The 20,763-nt window shown below is 33.3% G+C and carries 19 protein-coding genes and 2 CRISPR repeat arrays; of the genes, 4 read left to right on the top strand and 15 right to left on the bottom strand.

From position 1 onward, the window contains the following. Positions 1-4 precede the first annotated feature (4 nt). Both QEN48_RS06505 and QEN48_RS06510 read left to right on the top strand, forming a co-directional pair. Complete coding sequence (locus QEN48_RS06505) at positions 5-1,354, top strand: hypothetical protein (protein WP_280108092.1); 1,350 nt, start codon at positions 5-7, stop codon at positions 1,352-1,354. Between the two features lie 11 nt (positions 1,355-1,365). Continuing rightward, a complete protein-coding gene (locus QEN48_RS06510) occupies positions 1,366-2,100 on the top strand; it encodes a hypothetical protein (RefSeq protein ID WP_280108093.1) in 735 nt (244 codons plus the stop codon). 138 nt (positions 2,101-2,238) lie between these two features. On the opposite strand, the gene QEN48_RS06515 is transcribed toward QEN48_RS06510, so the two are convergent. Then, positions 2,239-2,472: a hypothetical protein gene (locus QEN48_RS06515; RefSeq protein WP_280108094.1), complete on the bottom strand. Its 234-nt coding sequence runs from the start codon at positions 2,470-2,472 to the stop codon at positions 2,239-2,241. Between the two features lie 105 nt (positions 2,473-2,577). On the opposite strand from QEN48_RS06515, the gene QEN48_RS06520 reads away from it, so the two are divergent. Next, a complete protein-coding gene (locus QEN48_RS06520; protein WP_347985134.1) occupies positions 2,578-3,477 on the top strand; it encodes a DNA adenine methylase in 900 nt (299 codons plus the stop codon). On the opposite strand, the gene QEN48_RS06525 is transcribed toward QEN48_RS06520, so the two are convergent. Next, on the bottom strand, positions 3,463-4,554 hold the full coding sequence (locus QEN48_RS06525; protein WP_280108096.1) for a hypothetical protein: 1,092 nt from the start codon (positions 4,552-4,554) through the stop codon (positions 3,463-3,465). The two genes, QEN48_RS06520 and QEN48_RS06525, sit on opposite strands and share 15 nt — an antisense overlap. Before the next feature lie 147 nt (positions 4,555-4,701). Here QEN48_RS06525 and QEN48_RS06530 point away from each other — a divergent pair, with 147 nt between their 5' ends. Continuing rightward, positions 4,702-5,601: a DpnII family type II restriction endonuclease gene (locus QEN48_RS06530; RefSeq protein WP_280108097.1), complete on the top strand. Its 900-nt coding sequence runs from the start codon at positions 4,702-4,704 to the stop codon at positions 5,599-5,601. A gap of 528 nt (positions 5,602-6,129) precedes the next feature. On the opposite strand, the gene QEN48_RS06535 is transcribed toward QEN48_RS06530, so the two are convergent. The 13 genes from QEN48_RS06535 to QEN48_RS06595 form a co-directional block, all read right to left on the bottom strand. Next, positions 6,130-6,642, bottom strand: coding sequence for a hypothetical protein (locus tag QEN48_RS06535; protein ID WP_280108098.1), 513 nt, complete (start codon positions 6,640-6,642; stop codon positions 6,130-6,132). Beyond that, the gene (locus QEN48_RS06540; RefSeq protein WP_280108099.1) at positions 6,633-7,187 is read right to left on the bottom strand and encodes a tyrosine-type recombinase/integrase; all 555 of its coding nucleotides are present in this window, start codon (positions 7,185-7,187) and stop codon (positions 6,633-6,635) included. Before QEN48_RS06540 ends, QEN48_RS06535 begins: the two co-directional genes overlap by 10 nt. Positions 7,188-7,488: 301 nt before the next feature. Further along, a CRISPR array of direct repeats spans positions 7,489-9,189; the repeat unit is 36 nt; unit sequence GTTTCAATCCTTGTTTTTTTGGATGACTTTTGCAAC. 115 nt (positions 9,190-9,304) lie between these two features. Then, positions 9,305-9,589 carry a CRISPR-associated endonuclease Cas2 gene (gene cas2 / locus QEN48_RS06545; RefSeq protein WP_280108100.1) on the bottom strand — a complete coding sequence of 95 codons (285 nt, stop codon included), beginning with the start codon at positions 9,587-9,589 and terminating at the stop codon, positions 9,305-9,307. Between the two features lie 2 nt (positions 9,590-9,591). Then, complete coding sequence (gene cas1, locus QEN48_RS06550) at positions 9,592-10,566, bottom strand: CRISPR-associated endonuclease Cas1 (protein WP_280108101.1); 975 nt, start codon at positions 10,564-10,566, stop codon at positions 9,592-9,594. A gap of 9 nt (positions 10,567-10,575) precedes the next feature. Further along, positions 10,576-11,247, bottom strand: coding sequence for a CRISPR-associated endonuclease Cas6 (locus tag QEN48_RS06555; RefSeq protein WP_280108102.1), 672 nt, complete (start codon positions 11,245-11,247; stop codon positions 10,576-10,578). A gap of 6 nt (positions 11,248-11,253) precedes the next feature. Next, positions 11,254-12,477: a TIGR02710 family CRISPR-associated CARF protein gene (locus QEN48_RS06560; protein WP_280108103.1), complete on the bottom strand. Its 1,224-nt coding sequence runs from the start codon at positions 12,475-12,477 to the stop codon at positions 11,254-11,256. A gap of 14 nt (positions 12,478-12,491) precedes the next feature. Beyond that, positions 12,492-13,253 (bottom strand): CRISPR-associated ring nuclease, encoded by a 762-nt coding sequence (locus QEN48_RS06565; protein WP_280108104.1) that lies wholly within the window; start codon positions 13,251-13,253, stop codon positions 12,492-12,494. Further along, the gene (csm5, locus tag QEN48_RS06570; protein WP_280108105.1) at positions 13,250-14,365 is read right to left on the bottom strand and encodes a type III-A CRISPR-associated RAMP protein Csm5; all 1,116 of its coding nucleotides are present in this window, start codon (positions 14,363-14,365) and stop codon (positions 13,250-13,252) included. The genes QEN48_RS06565 and csm5 overlap by 4 nt, the downstream gene beginning before the upstream one ends. Further along, the gene (csm4, locus tag QEN48_RS06575) at positions 14,362-15,297 is read right to left on the bottom strand and encodes a type III-A CRISPR-associated RAMP protein Csm4 (RefSeq protein WP_280108106.1); all 936 of its coding nucleotides are present in this window, start codon (positions 15,295-15,297) and stop codon (positions 14,362-14,364) included. Before csm4 ends, csm5 begins: the two co-directional genes overlap by 4 nt. Next, entirely contained in the window at positions 15,294-16,055 is a 762-nt protein-coding gene (csm3, locus tag QEN48_RS06580; protein ID WP_280108107.1) for a type III-A CRISPR-associated RAMP protein Csm3, read from the bottom strand. Before csm3 ends, csm4 begins: the two co-directional genes overlap by 4 nt. A 5-nt stretch (positions 16,056-16,060) precedes the next feature. Continuing rightward, positions 16,061-16,483: a type III-A CRISPR-associated protein Csm2 gene (gene csm2 / locus QEN48_RS06585; protein WP_280108108.1), complete on the bottom strand. Its 423-nt coding sequence runs from the start codon at positions 16,481-16,483 to the stop codon at positions 16,061-16,063. 2 nt (positions 16,484-16,485) lie between these two features. Next, positions 16,486-18,996, bottom strand: coding sequence for a type III-A CRISPR-associated protein Cas10/Csm1 (gene cas10, locus QEN48_RS06590; protein WP_280108109.1), 2,511 nt, complete (start codon positions 18,994-18,996; stop codon positions 16,486-16,488). Positions 18,997-19,171: 175 nt separating this feature from the next. Beyond that, positions 19,172-20,419: direct repeats of the CRISPR family, unit length 36 nt; unit sequence GTTTCAATCCTTGTTTTTTTGGATGACTTTTGCAAC. A gap of 120 nt (positions 20,420-20,539) precedes the next feature. Then, positions 20,540-20,761 (bottom strand): hypothetical protein, encoded by a 222-nt coding sequence (locus QEN48_RS06595; RefSeq protein WP_280108110.1) that lies wholly within the window; start codon positions 20,759-20,761, stop codon positions 20,540-20,542. Between the last annotated feature and the right edge of the window lie 2 nt (positions 20,762-20,763).

Consider the following 20,763-nt stretch of genomic DNA (forward strand, 5'->3'; position numbering starts at 1 on the left):
GAAATTGTCCTCCCAATTATTAAGTAAATTGGAAGATACACGAAAAGATATCATTCAATGTAATAATAAATTAAAAGAAAAAGAAAAATGGATAGAAAATAAAGCGCTTAATAAATGGAAAAAGCTATCTGAAGATGATAAAAACATACTTCTAAAAGAAATTGAAGGTTTTAAAAGAAGAATTGAAAAAGATGATTCTACTGAAAGCATAATCGAGATAATTGACGATTTAAACGATTCTTTTAAAGAACCAATTTTAAAATCGGCTAGGAGAAAATTTAAGGAATTTATAGAATCTATTGATCTTAAGAAAAATGAAAAAGAAATGGATTATTACCGTGAGATGTTATCTCAGCAAAAAAATCTTGAAGAGAATATTAAGTATTATCAAGATAGTAAAAAGATAATAGAAGATTCGTCCGATATTGTTTTTAAGAATGCGAAAAACAAGATTTCTTCAGAAACTAAAAGAGATTGGAATTATTTGCTTGAACCAGAAAAAATTAAAAAAGATATTGAAAAGTTTATAGAAAGAGAACAAGAGCTAGAAGAAATTAAAAAAACATTAAAAAACTTGAAATATGAAAATTATGTCGATAGTTCAGTGCTTGAAGTTGAAGATTTATGGAACCTAGAAATTGAAATAAATTCAGATAAAATTGTTAATGAAAGAATCATTAAATTAGAAGAAAAATCAAATAATATTGGTGAAAAAACAGATTCAAATTTTGATTTGAATAAAATTATTTGTAATTCTATTAGCTCTATTTTAAATCATCCTCCACGACCTTTAAGTAAAGGCTTTGAGGAAGTTTATAATGAATTAAAGACTATAGAAGAAAAAATAGAGTATTTTGACCTTATAAATAACCTGAATAATTTAAAAAAGACTTCAGAAGAAATTGAAAGTTTAATTGACCTAAAAACAAATTCAGGCATAAAAGAAGGGAATATAGATACCAAAGAAACTATCGAAAAATTAAATGAGATGGAAGAAACTTTTGAGGATTTTAAGAGTAATAAAAAGAAAGAATATCATAATAAAAAATTATTGTGCAATAAATATGAATCAACCTGGGGTTTCGAAGTACCTAAAAATCTTTTTTATAGTGCAAATAGTAGTTTTGTCGAGGAAATGGAAAGCAAGCCAAGTAAAGCAATTAGAAAAATTAGAAAAATAGATGAATGGATATCTGATAAAGAGACAGAATTAAGAGAAAAAATAGGAGATGAGACACTAAGATTATGGGAAAAACTCGAGAATGGTGAACATATCCCTTTATCAGAAGTAGATTTCGAAAAATTAAAGAAACTTGACGATGCAGTTCAACTAGAAATACGATTGAAAGAATAATATGAATTAAGATGACAATTGAGATAGATAATGATTTGAACAATTTTTTGAATTCGGATTTCATTGTATTAAAGACTGAGCGTCGTGCTTGGGGAACCGAAAAAGGGGTTCCAGATTTTTTGGTATGGGTTAAATTAAAACATTTTCCAATAGGTCAACTTTTTCCCATTTTAATAGAATTGGAAACGGATTTTAATAATAGTATAAAAGACTATGAAAAATTCTCTAAAAGAAGTGATGCTTTCCAGAATAAAAATAATTATAGACCAAAAATACCTATAATTAGTAAAAAACCTATTCCAAAGGAGTATCAGACTTTCCAAATAAAATCTAAATACGAAATAAACAGCATAAAATTAAAAAGAATAATTAAAAACAGAAAAAATAATGAACGATTTTTATATAGGAAAATAGATGCATTTTATAGAAAGAAAAATAGATGTGATTTAGATATTGAGTCCAAACTAATTTCAGAAGGAATTTTAGCTTACAAATTAAACCTTCAAATTGATTTTTTTAACCGTAAAGTAAATTTTTTATTTCCCATTTTAGTATTAGATTCGGAGAAAAGTAACCCAAATAAAAATATATACCAAATACATAATTTTTTAAAAGAAATTAATTTACCTTGTATTACCGTTATAAAACATGGAAGAATTAAAAATAAATCTATAGAATTAGAAACACGTTTTGAAACTGCTAGAATCTCACATGAAAGCTTAAAAAAACATACGGATTATAATTGAAATTTAATTTCAATTTCTACCTCTATTTCTATTTCCGTTTTCTAAAAAACTTGTAAGATAAATCTATTTAACTGTAATAGATTATTTTTAAATATATTTAATCATAATAAAAGGTTCTTGATAAATTTATTAGTATTTTTATTCTTTGACTTTTGTTTGCCATATAAATGTGTTTCCGATTTTTTGTTTTGTTATTTTTTGGTTTTTTTCTAGTTTTTTTAGTTTTTTGTATGCTGTGTTGTATGAGCAGCCGACTTGTTTGGCTATTTTGTTAGTTGTTGGGTTTTCTGTGTTTTTGATTGCTTTTATGAATTTTTTTGTTGGGTATGTTTGTTTGTATTGGCCTGTTTTTTTGTCTCGTTTTTTGGTCATTGTTATTTGTTGTTTTTTTGTTGGCTTTTGTTTTTGTTGCCTATTAATCCATTAAAGATATATTTAATGGTAAGTTTTATGTGCGTTTGGAATGAATTTTTTGTGATGGCTGTTCCTGTATTAAAGTGGGCTGGTGGTAAAAGAGAAATTCTAGATGACTTAATAGCTAGATTTCCAAATAACTTCAATAGCTATCACGAAGCTTTTTTTGGTGGTGGCGCTGTTTTTTTCGAACTATCCCCTGAGGATGGAACGATCAACGATACCAACACAAGGCTCATGAATTTCTACAGACAGGTCCGTGATAACCCAAAAGAGTTAATCGAGGTTGCTAAGGGGTTTAAGCATCCTCGGTCTGACCCTGACCCTGATAGAGGTTATTCTAGTGCTAAGAATTACTATTATCAGCAGAGGGAGCTTTTTAATCGGAGGCCGAGGGGTGAGGATTTTGATCCTTTGGTTGAGGCTGCTTTATTGCTTTATTTGAATCGGACTTGTTTTAATGGTTTGTTCAGGCAGAACAGTAAGGGTGAGTTTAATGTTCCGATTGGGAGTTATAAGAACCCTGATTGGGTGAGAGAAAAAGAAGTCCTTGAAGCCAGTAAGTCTCTAAAGAACACCAAGATCTATAGCAGGGATTTTAGTTTTGTTGTTGATGTTGTTGAGGCGAGGGATATTGTTTATTTTGATCCTCCGTATGAGCCTGTTAGCGCTACTGCTAATTTTACTGATTATAGTGCGGATGGTTTTGATTTTGATGATCAGGTTCGTTTGATTGATGTTTTGCAGGAGCTTGATGAGATGGATGTGTTTGTGGTTGTTAGTAATAGTGGTGTGATGCGTGATAGGTATGAGGAGGCTGGTTTTTATGTTGATTTGAAGGGGGTTAGTCGTAGTATTAATTGTGATGCTTCTGGCCGGGGTGAGGTTGATGAGGTTATTGCTACTAATGTATCTCCGGGTGAGAGGCGGGGTCGTCGTCAGAAGAAGTTATCGGATATTTAATGTTTCTTGATTGTTGTTTGTTTCTGTGAGTTTGTGTTTTTGTATTTGTTTTTGTGTTTTGGGGGGTAGGTAGTTGTTGAAGGTTTTTGTGTAGTCTTTTGCTAGTATGTGTATTCCGATTTTTTGGGCTTCGTTTCCTAGTCTTTTGTGTAGCCATTTGTGGTATCTTTTTATTTGTTCGGCTGCTTGTTTTCCTGCTTTATCGTTTTTTAGTTCTATGACTGTGTTTGGTATTGTTCCGTCTCTGATTTGTTTTTCTGTGTAGATTGTTATATCGGCTTTATCCATCTGGCTGGGTTTGAATGGGGAGATTGGTGTTTGTCGGCATATTGCTGCGTTTTTGGGTGGTTGTAGTTTGGGTGGTAGTAGTTTTGGGTTTGCAGTTAATGCCGCTTCTAGCTGTGATTCTATTTCTGCTTCACTAGGATTATTTATTGTGTATTCTGTTTTGTAGGGGGTTGGTTTTCCGTTTATTTTTATGTTTTCGTTGTTTTGTGGGTTTCTTTTGTTTGTTGTTGGTTTTTTTAGTAGGTTTAGTAGTGTTTGGGTTTCGCCTGGTGTTATTGTGCAGAATCCCATTCCTTGTATGCTGTTTGAGGGTAGTGGGTAGGGGTATTCTCCTAGTTTGAAGTAGAGTTTGTCTGAGGTTATGTATCGGCCTTTAAGGTTTCGTTTGTCTTTGAACGTGATTATGAATGGCTGGCATCTTTCTTTGTCGTTGACTTTGAATACTCCGGGTTTGTCGGTTTCTTCGTATATTTCTCTTTTTGATTCGTCCCAGACTAGTTCTGCATTGGCTTTTCTCCCCATGGGGCTGTGTTGTCCGTTTATGTTGAACGCTCCTTTTTCTTTGGAGCCTTTTATCTGGCCGCCATAGTAGATCTTTCTTTTTAGAAAGAAGAATACGTGGTCGTTTTCACGACAGCATGCGTAGTCTCCTAAAACCCTGTAGTAGTTGCTGTATGAAGAGGGTTGTCCATCCTCGGGAGGCATATGCTGTCCATAAACTCCTTTATCAAGATATAGGTCTAGTGTTTCCTTGTCATATAGTGTTACGAATATTCCTGATTCAACCATAAACCAATATTAATAGCCTATGCAACATCAATAACCAGTAAACATAACTTTAATGGATATTTATAACAATAGAAAGAAACTAATGGATTTTTGAGTTTAAAGAAAGGGTTTTTTGACTGCTATAGTTATTTATTTATGGTTTTAGTTATGGTTAAATTTGAGCTTATTGGGTTTGACAGTTTCCAGGAGTACTTTGATGGGTTTTTTGATTGTTTGAAGAGCACTAATCATACTTTCTCTTATTTTGTAGATTGGAATAAAATCCAGCGGAAGGCTGAGAAATATGAAGACGAGATTATGTTGTTACAAGTACTGTCAAAAAAGAAAAAAGACGAACGTAAACAAAAACTACATAACTTGATAAAAAAACATCCTAAAATCACAAAAGTTATTCCATTAATTATAGCAGTCCGAGATTACAACATGAAGATTATGGATGAAAGAACCCTGGAAATAACAAGTTATAGCTTCAACGGACCTGATAAATCTAATATAATGGAGATTGTGGATTTCTGTGACAAAACCGGTATAATCGATTTATTTGATCAGATTGATAGTTTGTATGACTATATTTTTGGTTTAGAGGTTGGCTTAGATTCAAACGCCCGTAAAAACAGAAGCGGAAAAATATTCGAAGAAATAATAGAAAACGTATTAGAACAGGAACTAGATAAAGCTGGAAACTATTCATACAAAAAACAAACAACAATCAAAAAAATAGACTCAGATAAAAAATTCGATTTTATAATAAAAGAAAACGGAGAGCCAGTAGTAGCCATAGAAGCAAACTTCTACTCCAGCACAGGCAGCAAACCAATAGAAATAGCAAGATCCTACACAGACCTACACAAAAACCTAAAAAAACAAAACCTAACCCTAATCTGGATTACCGACGGAGACGCCTGGAAAAAAATGAAAAACCCACTCAAAAACTCAATGAAAGAACTAGACTACATACTAAACCTAGAACTCCTACAAAACAATCTTGTCAATATACTGCAAAAAGACCCAGAAATCCAAACAAAACAAAGATCCTTTAAAACCTAAAGATTTTAATAAAAAAATGGTATCTTTTTTAGAAATGAATTTCATATCTCACATAAAGTGTTCCTATGGCTACTAAAATGTAAATGATTAGGTCAATAAAGCCTAATAATTCTGTTTCCAATAGTGTGCCAAGCGACAACAATAACCCGATTATCCAGCCAGCCAAATATCGATACGACCAATATCGTGATTTATCTATCAAAAAAATTAACCCTATAATTGAACCTATATTAAAAATCACAAAATATATTCTCGGAATCAACCCTGATTCTATAAGCACAGTAAAAATCGATGCAATTATTACTGTTTCTATAATAGCAAGAAATCCTCTTTCTAGACCATGCTCAAATTTAGGCATATTACAAAGTATTCATTTAAAAATCAATAAAATCTCTTTAATTACACAATATTTTTAATCCTATATTTTTTCATATTTTGTCCTTATTTCTTTTGCTACTACGTCTAGATGGATTTGGGTTGTGGATAAGTAAGAATGGCCTAATATTTTCTCTGTTTCTTTTAGGTGTTTTAGATTTCTTCAGATTCTATGTATTCAATAATATTATTTAAAATATTTGCAACAGCTTTTTTTTCTTCATCCTGATTTTTAAGTTTCTGAAGGTAACCGTCTTCATGCACTAATTTGTTTCTTTTATCTCTTAGGTTTGCTGTTGGTGTTAGATGTTCTTCATCTATAAGATATAGTCTTTTACACCATTTCCTATATGTTCCTAACCCAGCTTTGTCTAAATCCACCTTTTCAATATTCTCATCAGAGAGGTTTAATTCTTTTTTGATTTTTTCTATGAGAATTCTCTCGACTCTAGTTGAAGCTAGTAATAGAGCAATTGCATACTGGTTTGCGTTTAGAAATTTTTGGATTGTGCTAGTAGAAAATTGCTTTGTCACATCGACAGAATTGGTTATCCTTATTGTTTCTGAAACTACTGTTCGTTCAAAGTTTTTCCCTTCGTTATTTTCTTTTTCTTCGCCCATCTCTAAAACCCTTTTTTTAGGATATTTTTTTACTTTTATCCCCATATCTTGCTATATTCTTTTTGTATATCTTCAGCTACTACATCTAGATATATCTGTGTTGTTGAAAGCGAAGAATGACCCAAAATTTTCTGAAGTGTCCTTAAGTCCATCCCACTTTTCAAGCAGTGGATTGCGAAGCTATGTCGCCATTTATGGGGCTTAGATATAAAATCACATTTTTCAGCGTATTTATAAACTATATTTCTCAGAGTTCTTGAAGATATATCAAATACATACTGGTTTTTGTTTAGGTTGTTGGTCCACATCTTCAATAGGTTCTTGATTTCCTGGGGTACTGGTACCACCCGGTCTTTCCCGCCTTTGCCGTTTCGTATTATTATTCTTTTTTCGTTGAATTCGAGGTCTTTTTTCTTTAGTGATGTTAGTTCGCTGCCTCTTAGGCCTGTGGTCCATAGTATTTTGAGTATTAGGTAGTCTCTTTGGTTTTCTTGGTCGGCTTTTTCTAGCATCTCGTTGATTTCCGTTTCTCTATGGTATTTCGGTAATTTTTGGTGTTGGTTTTGTGTTTTATAGCCCGTTTTACTCATTTTATTCCTCTTTTTCTTCCGTTTTTATGTAAAAACGGAAACAATAGAATCATAGAATTTAATGACATTTATAGTTATCAATATGAAATTCTACCCAAAGGATATCCTTAATCTAATTTCCATTAAATTTTGAAGGATACAAATAAAAAATTGTTTTAAAAACCTCCTTTTATGTGAAAAATATTACTCTTTTTTCTGTTTTTGTAGAAACGGAAATATATGTATACTTTTATTAAAAATGAAATAACCAATTATAAATCTAAACCATAAGTATATTTTGAAGATAGGTATTTATCTTCGTTTTTCAATCCTTGTTTTTTTGGATGACTTTTGCAACTATACACCAAGAGAAATTGTTATCGGATACCCAAACTAGTTTCAATCCTTTTTTTTTGGATTACTTTTGCAACTAGACGGACGCAAAGCCTCCAACAAACTCAAGAAATTAAAATATGGGTTTCAATCCTTGTTTTTTTGGATGACTTTTGCAACGAGGTTTTAGAAATGGTTAAACAACCAAAAACAAGCGAAAGTTTCAATCCTTGTTTTTTTGGATGACTTTTGCAACTGTAAGAACAGTACGATTAGAACTACCTGCTAAGTATTGTTTCAATCATTGTTTTTTTGGATGACTTTTGCAACTTTAGTGAAACGGAAAACTCACTACTGTACGATAGGGAAAAGTTTCAATCCTTGTTTTTTTGGATGACTTTTGCAACTAAATCGATTTAAATCGATTAATAGGTGAAATAAATGAATAGTTTCAATCCTTGTTTTTTTGGATGACTTTTGCAACGTGCAAAATATGAGCAAAAAAACTATACAGATAGATGAGTTTCAATCCTTGTTTTTTTGGATGACTTTTGCAACTTAAATCAAAAATGAGCGAAAAAACAACCATTCAAATGTTTCAATCCTTGTTTTTTTGGATGACTTTTGCAACACGATATAAATTCATTATATCCCTACACGATGTATAAATAGTTTCAATCCTTGTTTTTTTGGATGACTTTTGCAACATTATAAAGAATTATGCGGCTATATCTCCAATTACGACAAAGTTTCAATCCTTGTTTTTTTGGATGACTTTTGCAACTATTTATTTGTGATAATTATGACCGACCTTAAATACAGTTTCAATCCTTGTTTTTTTGGATGACTTTTGCAACGTGAACATGACTTTGAAATGGAAAGGAAACTTGCATGGGTGTTTCAATCCTTGTTTTTTTGGATGACTTTTGCAACGAAAAAAGAAACATATATCTGTAACGTATGTATGGCCGAACAGTTTCAATCCTTGTTTTTTTGGATGACTTTTGCAACTAAAGACCGAGTGAGTGAAAAAACCCGTATGGTAGTTGAATAGTTTCAATCCTTGTTTTTTTGGATGACTTTTGCAACTAAAATATGCTGTTCGCTCGGATAAATCAAGCGAAGAATTTAAGTTTCAATCCTTGTTTTTTTGGATGACTTTTGCAACGAAAAATGGAAATGCCAAATATGTGGTGCTGAAAACGAGTTTCAATCCTTGTTTTTTTGGATGACTTTTGCAACTACGGAAACAAGAAAATAACATTTGCACTAATAGAGGTACAGTTTCAATCCTTGTTTTTTTGGATGACTTTTGCAACTGGAATAAGTTATAGAGACAACGAGAGAGTAGATTTTGAGTTTCAATCCTTGTTTTTTTGGATGACTTTTGCAACGGGAGGAATAATTATGAAAGTTATAGGAGTTAAAGATAAGTTTCAATCCTTGTTTTTTTGGATGACTTTTGCAACTAAGGATGTAAATTTCTTTTATATACCTTTATATAGTTTCAATCCTTGTTTTTTTGGATGACTTTTGCAACGATGGTGAGGAACTCTGGGATGAGATAACTGAAAAGTTGAGTTTCAATCCTTGTTTTTTTGGATGACTTTTGCAACTAGTTAATAGGGAGACCAGGAAATTGGTTCGTTCGACAGTTTCAATCCTTGTTTTTTTGGATGACTTTTGCAACAGTTGTTTTTGTGGAATGGGTGTTTGTTTTTTTGTTGTTCTTTTTATATGTATTTGGTGTTGTAGAGATGTTGGAATTCTCTTTTTATTTAAGTTTTTGGGGTAGTTTCTACAATCTATAATATTTCGTGATGTGGTGTTTTATCTGGTTTTTTCCCTATGATTTCTCTTTTTTCTTTGCATCGTTTGCATTGGTATATGATGTGTATTGAGTCGTTTTCTTTAGTTTTGGTTTTTCTGAGATCTTTTTTTAGGTTTTTTAGGTCTTGATTTGTGAGTTCTCCTTCGAAGACGCTGTATTGGATTCTTTTTAGGCCATAGTATTTTAGGTTTTCTGCTGTTTTTGTTCTTGTTTGGTCTTTTGTGATGTCGTAGCTTATTATGGTTCTTGTTGTTTTCATGGTTATCGGTATTTGAATGCTTTGTATTTTTTGTTTGATTTTATGGTTTCTGCTAGTTCTTGTGCTTGTAGTTCAAATATATCGAGGAATGGTCTTTTTTGTTTTTTATATTTGTATTTTGTTTCCATTCTGTTGTATAATCTGTCTATGAGTTTGTTTTTGCTTTCACCGGTTATTAGGGTGCCGGATTTTGGTGTTTCTTTGAAGTCTTTTTGGTCTATATCTTTTTTATTTATCATTGTTAGTATTGTTCTGTCTACAATTATGTGTCTGAATGGTTCCATTAAGTCGTATGTTAGAGGTGTTTTTTCTCTGTATGATTTATGGTATATACCTAGGTATGGAGTTAGTTTTGCTTTGATTATTGCTTGATGGATTTTTGATTGTAGGATTGTGTATCCGTATGATAGCATTGAGTTTATTGGGTCTGTTGGAGGGTTTTTGTTTCTTTTTTTGAACTCATATTTTTGTGGGATTTTTTCTTTTAGGTTTTTGTAGTAGTAGCGGGTTGCTGTTCCTTCTAAACCAAATATGGTTTCTTTTGAGTTTGACTCCTTGGTTTTTTGGATTAATTTATCAAATTTTTCTAACTTGTTTTTTGGTGTTTTTAGTTGTAGTAATAGTCTTTTTTTGTTGTATATGGCTGAGGTTATAATTTCTTTAGATAGTTTGAGTTTCTTTTGTTTTTTTAGTGTTAGTTGTTTTTTCCATAGTGTTTTTAATGGGTTTTTATTTACGTTAATTATTCTAAAATAGCCTTTCCTTGATAGGATTAAAATATCGACATTTTGTTCTTTTAGATAGATGATTGCATCTGTTGTAATGCTGGATCTGGTTGATATAATTATTTGGTCAAGTGTCTTTGGAGAGTAAGTTTGTTCTGTTTTCTCATCTTTAATGTAAATCAGTTTTCCTTTTTTGCCTATTTTGTATCCTTTTCTGGATAAAATAAGGTTTTTTAAGGTGTTTTTATCCATTGAAAGTTATTAGTTGTTTTTTGGGTTTCTTTTTTTTATTTTTCCGTAGCCTCGGGACACTCCTTTTCCTAAGCCGGTTTTATTTGGTATTTTGAAGTTTGTTTTGAATTTGCCAGTAAATCCTACCATATCTATTCCTTTGTATCGGGTTGTTTTTTCGTAGAGATGTGTGTGGACGTAGATTTTTTTCTCTATTACTTTATTAAGTCCTTTAGCCATTGATAGGATGTTTCCGGTTAATATATTGTTTAATAACTCTTTTTTTTCCTTCCAATCTGAAGTTGATTTATATTTTTCATAGTTTTGGTTATTTAGGGCTAGCCAGGGTGTTATAAATTTATAGTATTGTTGTTCTCTGGTGACGCCGAATTCATGACTTCCAGCTCTTAATGACCATCCTTTGACTTTGTATACGTTGTCTGATAGAGTTAATGCTTGGATTGAGCCTGCCATATCTTTTACACGATTAACTCCTTCTTCGATACCTGTTATTGTTGGAACTCCTTCGAGTACTGCGTATTGTATTTTTGGATAACTATATACAAGGCCGTTTTCGGTGTGGTGATGGGTTAGGATGTCTTTATTGAATTTTTTAGCTATAAATCCTCTTAGTTCTCTCCCAGTTTCTTGAACTTTTTTTTCTGTTTCTATTTTAAGGTTGACTGTGTCTATCTTCTTCATGGTTTATTAATCCAGTTTAATGTGTTTTGATTTTTGTGAGATACTTTCAAATTGAGGTATTTCTTGTCTTAGTAGATTTTCTATTTTTTTTCTGAATTTATTGAATGTGTCTTTTGATACGCTTTTTGATCCGTGGGCTAGAATGGAATGGTTTCGGGCATTTAATATTTTTATGAATCCATGTTTTTTCAGAATTTTCTCATTATTTCCTATTTCCAGCCATTCTATTACTGTCCAGACTTTCTTTAATCCAATTTTAAGTTCTTGGTTTCGTCCCTTCCAGTTTCTTAGTATACTTAGTTGTTTTTCAGTGAAGATTTCTGGGTCAAGTTTCATGTCGGCATGGTTTAGGTTGTGTTCTTTCCATAGTTTGTGCTGACCTAACATCTCGAGGCATCGGTATAATCGGGCTACAGCGTCATCGAATTTGTTGTTTTCGTATCTTCTAAGGGAGTTTGAAAATAAATCTACAACGAGGTTTTCTCCTACTTTCGCTTCAGATTGGATATCTTCATTACATTTTTTTAGATGTTGTATATTGCCTCCAATCCTCTTTTTCCGTGTTTCTGTAAATTCGTTCTCGTTTAAGGTGTTACGTAGGATGTCAATTGATTTTTTATGTTCGAAAAGATCCCAGCAGAGATATCCTTTGGATAAGTCATTAATTTTTTTAGCTTGTTCGCTTGGAGCTCCTTCTCCAACCAGGTTTATTATTTCTTGACAGAGTTCTTGGCTAGATTTATATCTATGGTTATTAAAGTAGTCTTTAGCTTTATCTAGTTTGGTTTCGGCAACCGCTATGTTTGGGTTCATGCTGTAAACGGTTTCACAACCCTTTTTCACTATTCCATCTGAGTCTCTTTCACCAGCGATGTAAGTGAAGTTACCACATTCTTTTGTTACGGCAGCTAGAGCTAATCCAGCTGACATAGGTTTAGTTCCGAGAGTTATATTCAGGTATATTTCTTTGCTGTCATAACCTTTATCTATAATCTTTTCTATGAAATCTAGGGCGTCTTTATAGCACTGCATAATTGAATCCTTGTCAATAAATTCATATCTTTCGAATTCAATTGATTTTGATTTCTCTTCTATCGAGTCGGCCTGTTCTCTGGTGGCGGGAGTAGTCATTATTCCTACAAGATCTGGATTATGCTCCTGAATGCTTCTTAATACTACTCTATCTATTCCTTCCCTTTTTCCGACCGTTGAAATAAGTGCTCTTTTCATATTACTAAGGAATTTTATTTTAATATTTTAGCTATTCTCTCACCCTTTGAGGTTGGATACAGCCAGTTGTCTTTGATTTTAATTAGCCCTTTTTTATGAAGACGGTATAGGTAGTTGTCTGTTAGTTCGACCTCTTTTCTTTTGACTCTGGAGTCTGAGGTTAAAACTTCCTTTAATTCATCTAATGTTGAAGATGGGAATGGTATGGAAGGTATTTCAATTACCTTAAACTCTGATAGGTCGGGGAATAAAATAGGGTCGAATGTTTCTTTGTTTTCTTTATAGTAACTATCTAGATTTTGTGAATGGAAATGTTCATCTATTTTGTCTTTCTGCCTCTCTAGTTGGATGTTAAGTTTTGATATCTGTGGAGATATTACGTGGTATGCTGAATTTACGGGATTAAATTGTGAAAGCAGGTGTAGGCCGACAGCCATAGTTTTCCTACCACCAGCTACATTTAGAAATATTTTATCAGAATCATGTTTTGATTTCTGTTTATAGATTTCATCCCCTACTCTTTCAATAAACTCGAGGTTATTTTCTTCAGACTGTATATCTTTAAAGGGTAGTTCCTCCCAGTGTGAATGTATATTCCATTCAGATGAGTTTAATGCTGATATAACTAGTTCTGCATGTTTTTTAACTTCCTCTTCATCTGTAACAAATATGACCACGTCGCTTATGTATTCCTCCTTGGATTCAATTAGCCATTTAACCATCTCTGTCATTACTGGTGCAGTTGTACCCATAGCTCCAATTAAACTACATTTCATTTTAATCTCTCCAGTTTAACCCATCCAAGTTCTCCCATTGGTTCTTCAGAACCCGTATACAATTTTCTGGTTTTTGGGAAATACCTATTTAAATCTCTCTGCCAATTCCTTCCATAGTTCCCTCTCAATTGTTTCCTAACATCTTTGTCCTTGGCAGCCAGCTGGATTGTAGTTCCAAGTCTTCCTACACCGAAACCTATGTTTATAATGCAAAAATCAGTTTTAGCTTGATTTAAACTCTCCTTAATCTTTTCTAGACTATCAATCACTTTAGAAAGTTCTTTTTTATTTTTCATTGAAGAGAAAAGCTCTAGGTCTCTTTCAATCCGATCTATTGTCATTTTGTTGGAGGCTTCAAAAAGCCTTTCCAATACGTCTTGTTCCGAATAGCCTCCAAGCATTTCTTTAACGTCTCCGTTCCCCCAACGATCTTCCATTTTTCTCAATTTTTCTTCCTCAACCTCTATTTTGAATTCGAAATTTTTGTTTGGAGCTATTGTGAAGTGAAGTTCTTTCCATGGTTTTAAGTTAAAATAACCTCCTCTTTCTATGGTTGAAGTTCTGATAGGAACTATTAGGCCGGCTTTGGAGGGTTTAATCCCGTTGCTATCTGTTACTCTAATTGTTTTTAATATATCCCGTTTAGGGTTGTCTTGACCGAGCCTGAAATGCTTTTCAGGATTTCTTTCTATATTGCCTCTGCTATACCACCAATCAGATGGATTATTTACGTAATATTGGTACAAAAGTCTGGTTCTTAATGCTCCTTTCAAGCTGGATCCAGGTAAGTATACGAGATTGTTTGGTAGTAGTATATGGGGATCGACTTCGTTGTTTCTTTTGAAGATTTCTTTTGTATCTGGGTCTTGGATGGGGACTGAGTATTTCCAGTAGTCTTCATCATTTAGTATTTCATCTGGAACTAATTCTTGTATGCTTTCTTTGCCTAAACGGGATTTTATGTCTTTATAATCGAGTATTTCCCTAAAAATCTTTTTAGTGTTAAGTACAATTAGTTTATAACCAATTATAGCGGAGTTAAATCTATCTATTTCTTGAACTTCTCCTGTTCCTATTTTTACCGGGGATATTGTTTCTAATTCTAGTTTCATTTTATTCCAAATGTAAATGCATATCCGTATTGCTGTACTTCATTCTCTTCTTTGTTGACAATGGGGTTTTTGCCATAGGTATCATTTTTTCCTATCTCCGGTATTATGGAGCCTTCAGTGAGCATAAAAACTGTTTTTTTCCATGGATTGGTTAAGTTGGTGAAAGATTCCTCTACGATCCCTTTCCTCTTCTCGATTCCATAAAATGTCTTATCTTGGTTTTTTTGTAGGTATTTCCATTCTTTTTCAGTTGGAGAATATAAAGACGCTGTATAATGTAATCTGGGGTTTTCTTGAGGTTCTATAACATCGAAATCATCGATATCTTCTATATCAATCTGACCCCATCCTCTAGATACGGCTCCTCCAATCCCTCTGTCTTCTATAAAGTGTAATGCCGGTTTTATTATATCCATTATACCTTGTTCTCTCTCTTTTAATAAGAAATAGAGGCCCACGCCATCAAGATATTCATAAGAATTTCTAAAAAATAATTTACCCTCTGTCCCTTGTGTTAACCTGTTCACCGAGTTACCTACCTGTTCAAAACTCCTGTAAAACTTCTTGCTTTCCGAAGATTCTATAACCTCTTCAAGAGCTCTCTCCTTATTTAAAAAAGAATTTAGGTTTGAGGCCTCTATCCATTCAATCTTTTTTTGGTTTTTTATCTTTATTATGTCTCTAAATGTCTCCGGCTCTTCTGTTTGAATCGGTATTTTCGGTTTCGGAAGATAGTAGGCATCATGCTTCCGAGGGTATATTGAGCTGATAAGGAATGGTGGATTGCCTTCTTTAAACTGGTTTAGTAACTTGATTAACTCATTTTCGCCTTTAGTATACCTGATTCCCCAGCAGATTGCTCCGAATAGAGTGTCGCTACGAATATGAGGCGTGTTAAATTGAGATTTGGGGTTTATGTTTATGGCCTTCATTTGTTACCCAATATATTTTCTGGATTTTCTCTCAACCTCTCAATATCTAGTGATTCAATTTCCCTTAAGCTCCTATTCTCCTGGTAGTCCTTTTTAGATTTGAATTTTGCAGTTTTTTTATCAAAACTTATTTCTCCGTATCCTCTTGTACCGCTTCCACCTAAATAGGAGTCTTCCAATAAATCCATTGCTTCAAATAGGACTGGGATGAATTCAATGTCTTTATTTTCATCAGCGAGATTGTATAATCCAAATACAAATTCTGTTTGGAATTCTGAGTTTTCCGGAACCCGTTCGAAGTCCCTAGGTGTTGCCCTAGAGCTTAACCTATCAATAGTGTTTTCTTTCTTCCATTCTGTATACAGTAAATCTGTATCGATTTCCTTCCACATCTTTATGGTTTCTTCAGTTGGAAATGCATCTCTTACAATCAAGCGTGTTGGACCTATTTTATAGCCCTCATCTGAAGCTGAGCCAAAAACCCTGCATACTGGACATTTTTTAGCTTCATCCTCTCCACTGCAGGCATGTACATCTCCACTATCCATGACAAGGCCTTTTTTCCATTCAACCAGTGTACGCATCTTTCCCTTCAATGAACTTCCTGGAACATAAGGATGGTCGGAAGAGTTACGTATTACAGGCTGATCAATCCCGCCTATCTCCGTTGTCTCTTTGTTACCCCCTATCTGCAGACCTGTTTCACATACTAATTTACTATTAACATGTAGATTTCCTAAAAATTCAATATCACCCATCTTTTTCACCTTCCTGATTTCTCTGTATAATATCTATGATACCCTACAAAAGCTTCAACTAACTTGAAGAAGTTCTGAATGCTATCTTTGTTCGGCTCAACTTTATTGATGATTTTCTCTAAGTTTTCTTTTAAACCAGATAGCTCTTGTTTTCTGGCAGCAGTATATGCAAGTTGAGGTTTGATCATATGGAGTTCATTTATAGTTTCTTCAATTGCTTTTTGTTGTTTATCGGATGATCTCCATTCAACCTGAACCTTTTTTATATCATTATATATACGCCGCACCTGTGTTTTATTGCCTTTATGCCGTTTCCCCATCTTTTCAGCTATATCGTTCATATTCTCTCCGGAAATATCCCCTAGTTTATTTGAAATTATTTCTCTACTCGATTTAGATTCACTATCCCTCTCAGCTCCTCTATTCATACTTATTCTACCTCCATCTCTCTATGTTTATAACTAACAATTGAAACAGGAATACGGGCCCAAGGAACAATCTTAGGTATTTCAGTATCTAATTCTTCAAAAAGAGAGGTTTCAGTATCGATATTTCTAACCAACATCTCTTTAAAATGAGGCAGGTATCTTTTTCTTTTTATAGCTTCATTCAAAGAAACAAAAGAAGGTTCAAGATAGCCATATTCTGCTTCCTTAGAATTTTCCTTTCCTTTTTTTGTTTCTGAGCTTTTTTTGTCTTCCCTATTTCCATATCTTTCAGTGAAAGTCATATCTTTATAATTTAATATAGAATAGATAAAGGACATTGAGATCTTATCTTCTTGTAAAAGACTATATAGCCATTCTCCTTTTTCAAATAGCTCATCAAATGTATAATAAAATTCATTGGATTCTGCACCAAAATTTGACTTAGATTTCCATGGAACGGTTTCTCCAAACACTGTAATCATGTTTTTTGGAGCAATCTCATTTTCTTTAAACTTTACTTTCTTTGAGTATTCGTCTAGATAGTTACCGGATCTTTTAGAGGCTCTACCGATAGGGAATTTTTCTTTTGCGATTGATATTCCTGCTGATATAGTGATGTTCGGGTTTTCAGCAGAAAATTCATTAAACCGGTTTTTAATGTCTAAACTGCATTTCAAAATATCTTTCCAATCACCAACTATAAAGACATCATCTCCACCACTATAGTTAATATAAGCGTTGTGTTTTTTAGCTATAGCGTTCAGATGGCCTACGAAAAATTCATTAAGGTATCTTGATAGGTTGGCAAATCTTGATATCGTGTATTTATTTTTTTCACCTAATCTATCCTTAGAAGAACGCTTCAATCCGGTGGTTACTATTGCTCCAAGGTCATCCACATCCATCCTGAGATACCCGATTCTACCATGACTAGACATTTCATCAAATGATTTAACAGCTTTCTCACCGATTTCTTTAAATGGCGTTGCATTTCCAATAAACTTGAATCCAAATGAAAGCGGTATATCAAGTTTTTCTTGGTGTTCAACCACAGCTTCTTCTAAGAAATCAGTGCTGTTAACCTTAAAAACAAATGCTTCTCCACTAAAACAATTTTCAATCTGATTTAACGTGTTAAATAACTCTTGCTGGTCTTTCAGTAGGTACCAGTGTGTATTAACTTCAGGGAAACTAAGGTCCGGTTCATTATCTATCTCCCCATTTAATTTAAGTAGGTATTCAATTTTAGGTAACTTACCTCCGATTCTTTCTAACCTTTCGCAGCTACTACATTTAACTCCCTCTTTATCCATTCGGTTACCACAGACCTTGCATGGCCCACCTTTACTTCTTTCCAAAACAAAATCAGAAGCATCCAGTGAATCAATAAACTTCTTACTTTTTTTAGCCTCGATGTCATTTGAAACTTCATAAGCCAATTCAGGAAACTCTTCATGAATCTTTTTTTTATCAAACTGTTTAGCAGTTATTATTGAAGAAATATCTCCCTCAAACCTCTCAAGCAACATATTGTTAACGCTCTTTCTACATGCCCGTACTTCATCCTCAATTGAAGCGGGACCTAAAATATAGAAATGTCCACCAGAACACCACAGCTTCGATGCAATACTTAAATCCAACTCATCAACTATATAATCTGCAATAGTGTCATTCAAGATATTGACAAGAAAAGATCTGCCACGAACTCTTTTGGCAAGACCTTTCTGCGTTCCTTCTTCTTCAGGCGATTTCAAATTGTAAATAAAACTCTGTATACCGGATAGGTCCCCACCGATTATTGAAAGATTCTCCCCGTCACCTTTATAAAGACATTCAGATATAGAGCAGGTTGTCCTTAAGTGGTCAAACAAAGATATATCAGGAACGTTATAGTATGCTGCAGAAGGAATTTGAGAAGTATATTTCCTTAATATGTAATATAAAGTATTAAAAAACTGTTTATCTTTATTTGGACTGACTCTACCTAACTCTCCTTGCATAGACCGCCATAATTCTTTATACAAGCCATTTGGAGACCTTTCTAAAAAAGCCTGGTCTTTTACAGTTTTAGGATAATGATACCTGGCAGTTTTCTCAAGCTCCTTATCAACCTCTTCATCCGTTAAAGTATTCACATTACGATAACTAGTTGGAACAAGAGGCTGAAACCTAATATTCTCTTCCGGCACATAACTCTCCTTCTTAGTAACTATAAACGAGAATATAGAGCGAAGAGGCTCTTCAAAAGCATTCTTACCCTCTTCATCCGATTCTCTCTCACTAGCAGAAAGCCGATCAGCCTCAGACACCTTTAAAATCAAATCTTCAAAACCCTCAATACCCGAAGAATGATGCCCTAAAACAGCCTTAGAAACAGATCCATCAAAACCAAGATTCCTAGCAAACTCCTCCCCCAACACCGGATGATTATCCCTAGTTTCAGCTCTCCACTGGAACTTACCAATATCATGCAACAAAGAACCAAACCTTAAATCAGTAATAAACTCAGACATAAATACAGCCTATATTCTCTAAAACATTATACTTAAAATTTTTTACAAAACTAAAACCATGATATAAACTTAAAACCGAATACTAAACAAAACCAATAAAGAAAAAGGATTATTTACACTTATTACCAACTAAAGAGCCTAAAAACTACTTTCAAAAAGTTATAAAAGAAATACCATTTAAATCCTTGTTTTTTTGGATGACTTTTGCAACGAAACAGGATTTAGGGGAGTGTTGGGAGTGTCAAACTCCGTTTCAATCCTTGTTTTTTTGGATGACTTTTGCAACGAGGTGAAGAAAATGAATGTGGAAAACGAAATGGAATATAGTTTCAATCCTTGTTTTTTTGGATGACTTTTGCAACTATACCTTCAAAAAAATATCGGTACATCTCCAGCCAAATAGTTTCAATCCTTGTTTTTTTGGATGACTTTTGCAACGTTGAAGACACTGACTCCAGCGATGGAGCAACCGATATAGAACTGTTTCAATCCTTGTTTTTTTGGATGACTTTTGCAACTATACCAAAAAGATTTTACATGGTATTTGGAAACAAAAGTTTCAATCCTTGTTTTTTTGGATGACTTTTGCAACGGTTAAAAAAGGATGGATGGATACGAATATGAAGAGCTTGTTTCAATCCTTGTTTTTTTGGATGACTTTTGCAACAGGTGTTTTAAATGGAAATAGAATATGATAACGGAATAGTTTCAATCCTTGTTTTTTTGGATGACTTTTGCAACTAAAGACAAAGACAAGAGAACCCAGATAATCCAGAAACTTCAGTTTCAATCCTTGTTTTTTTGGATGACTTTTGCAACAAAATATGTATGTAACCTGTGTCGTAAAGAAAGCGAAACAGTTTCAATCCTTGTTTTTTTGGATGACTTTTGCAACCAGGGACAGCTACGATGACGTTATCAACAAATTAATCGAGTTTCAATCCTTATTTTTTTGGATGACTTTTGCAACTTATAAAGAGTTGGAACAGCATATATCAAACTATGACAAGTTTCAATCCTTGTTTTTTTGGATGACTTTTGCAACACAGCTAGCTTTCGCTAGCTTCAACGACAGTTATTCCGAGTTTCAATCCTTGTTTTTTTGGATGACTTTTGCAACACTTTATAACAGGTTGGTAAAAATGAAAAACTGGAATATCGTTTCAATCCTTGTTTTTTTGGATGACTTTTGCAACACAATCAACACAAATAGTGGGAATATCAGAGAGGTTTTGACGTTTCAATCCTTGTTTTTTTGGATGACTTTTGCAACTTGGTATACGAAAATTCTGTAATAGTGAACACATACCCGTTTCAATCCTTGTTTTTTTGGATGACTTTTGCAACTTTCTTTAGATCTATGCCAGTTCCAAAAGGGAGATAAAAGGTTTCAATCCTTGTTTTTTTGGATGACTTTTGCAACAGTTGTTTTTGTGGAATGGGTGTTTGTTTTTTTGTTGTTCTTTTTATATGTATTTGGTGTTGTAGAGATGTTGGAATTCTCTTTTTATTTAAGTTTTTGGGGTAGTTTCTACAATCTTTATTAGTTTTTTTCTATTAGGTTTAGTTCGACTATCTTTTTTTCTCGGTTTACGTAGATTTCGAGGTTATATTTGTCAGCGATTGATTCGGGGTCTAATCCCAGCATTAAAGATATATATCTGGGGAATGGAGTTCGTGGGTATGTTCGACCTCCCACTTGTACTTTATAAATCTTGTATGGGTTATTCGGTAGTGGAACCCTATCATTACTTATTTTTACCATTT

The sequence above is a fragment of the Methanonatronarchaeum sp. AMET-Sl genome (assembly GCF_029854155.1).
Classification (GTDB): Archaea; Halobacteriota; Methanonatronarchaeia; order Methanonatronarchaeales; family Methanonatronarchaeaceae; genus Methanonatronarchaeum.

Bases quoted from the DNA above. Each gene is read 5' to 3' on its own strand.
- QEN48_RS06520 (WP_347985134.1), top strand. From the start codon at position 2,578: ATGGCTGTTCCTGTATTAAAGTGGGCTGGTGGTAAAAGAGAAATTCTA.
- csm2 (WP_280108108.1), bottom strand. From the start codon at position 16,483: ATGAATAGAGGAGCTGAGAGGGATAGTGAATCTAAATCGAGTAGAGAA.
- QEN48_RS06515 (WP_280108094.1), bottom strand. From the start codon at position 2,472: ATGACCAAAAAACGAGACAAAAAAACAGGCCAATACAAACAAACATAC.
- QEN48_RS06510 (WP_280108093.1), top strand. From the start codon at position 1,366: ATGACAATTGAGATAGATAATGATTTGAACAATTTTTTGAATTCGGAT.
- csm3 (WP_280108107.1), bottom strand. From the start codon at position 16,055: ATGGGTGATATTGAATTTTTAGGAAATCTACATGTTAATAGTAAATTA.
- QEN48_RS06530 (WP_280108097.1), top strand. From the start codon at position 4,702: ATGGTTAAATTTGAGCTTATTGGGTTTGACAGTTTCCAGGAGTACTTT.
- QEN48_RS06540 (WP_280108099.1), bottom strand. From the start codon at position 7,187: ATGAGTAAAACGGGCTATAAAACACAAAACCAACACCAAAAATTACCG.
- cas2 (WP_280108100.1), bottom strand. From the start codon at position 9,589: ATGAAAACAACAAGAACCATAATAAGCTACGACATCACAAAAGACCAA.
- csm5 (WP_280108105.1), bottom strand. From the start codon at position 14,365: ATGAAACTAGAATTAGAAACAATATCCCCGGTAAAAATAGGAACAGGA.
- QEN48_RS06595 (WP_280108110.1), bottom strand. From the start codon at position 20,761: ATGGTAAAAATAAGTAATGATAGGGTTCCACTACCGAATAACCCATAC.
- csm4 (WP_280108106.1), bottom strand. From the start codon at position 15,297: ATGAAGGCCATAAACATAAACCCCAAATCTCAATTTAACACGCCTCAT.
- QEN48_RS06555 (WP_280108102.1), bottom strand. From the start codon at position 11,247: ATGAAGAAGATAGACACAGTCAACCTTAAAATAGAAACAGAAAAAAAA.
- cas1 (WP_280108101.1), bottom strand. From the start codon at position 10,566: ATGGATAAAAACACCTTAAAAAACCTTATTTTATCCAGAAAAGGATAC.
- QEN48_RS06525 (WP_280108096.1), bottom strand. From the start codon at position 4,554: ATGGTTGAATCAGGAATATTCGTAACACTATATGACAAGGAAACACTA.
- QEN48_RS06565 (WP_280108104.1), bottom strand. From the start codon at position 13,253: ATGAAATGTAGTTTAATTGGAGCTATGGGTACAACTGCACCAGTAATG.
- QEN48_RS06560 (WP_280108103.1), bottom strand. From the start codon at position 12,477: ATGAAAAGAGCACTTATTTCAACGGTCGGAAAAAGGGAAGGAATAGAT.
- QEN48_RS06535 (WP_280108098.1), bottom strand. From the start codon at position 6,642: ATGGGGATAAAAGTAAAAAAATATCCTAAAAAAAGGGTTTTAGAGATG.
- cas10 (WP_280108109.1), bottom strand. From the start codon at position 18,996: ATGTCTGAGTTTATTACTGATTTAAGGTTTGGTTCTTTGTTGCATGAT.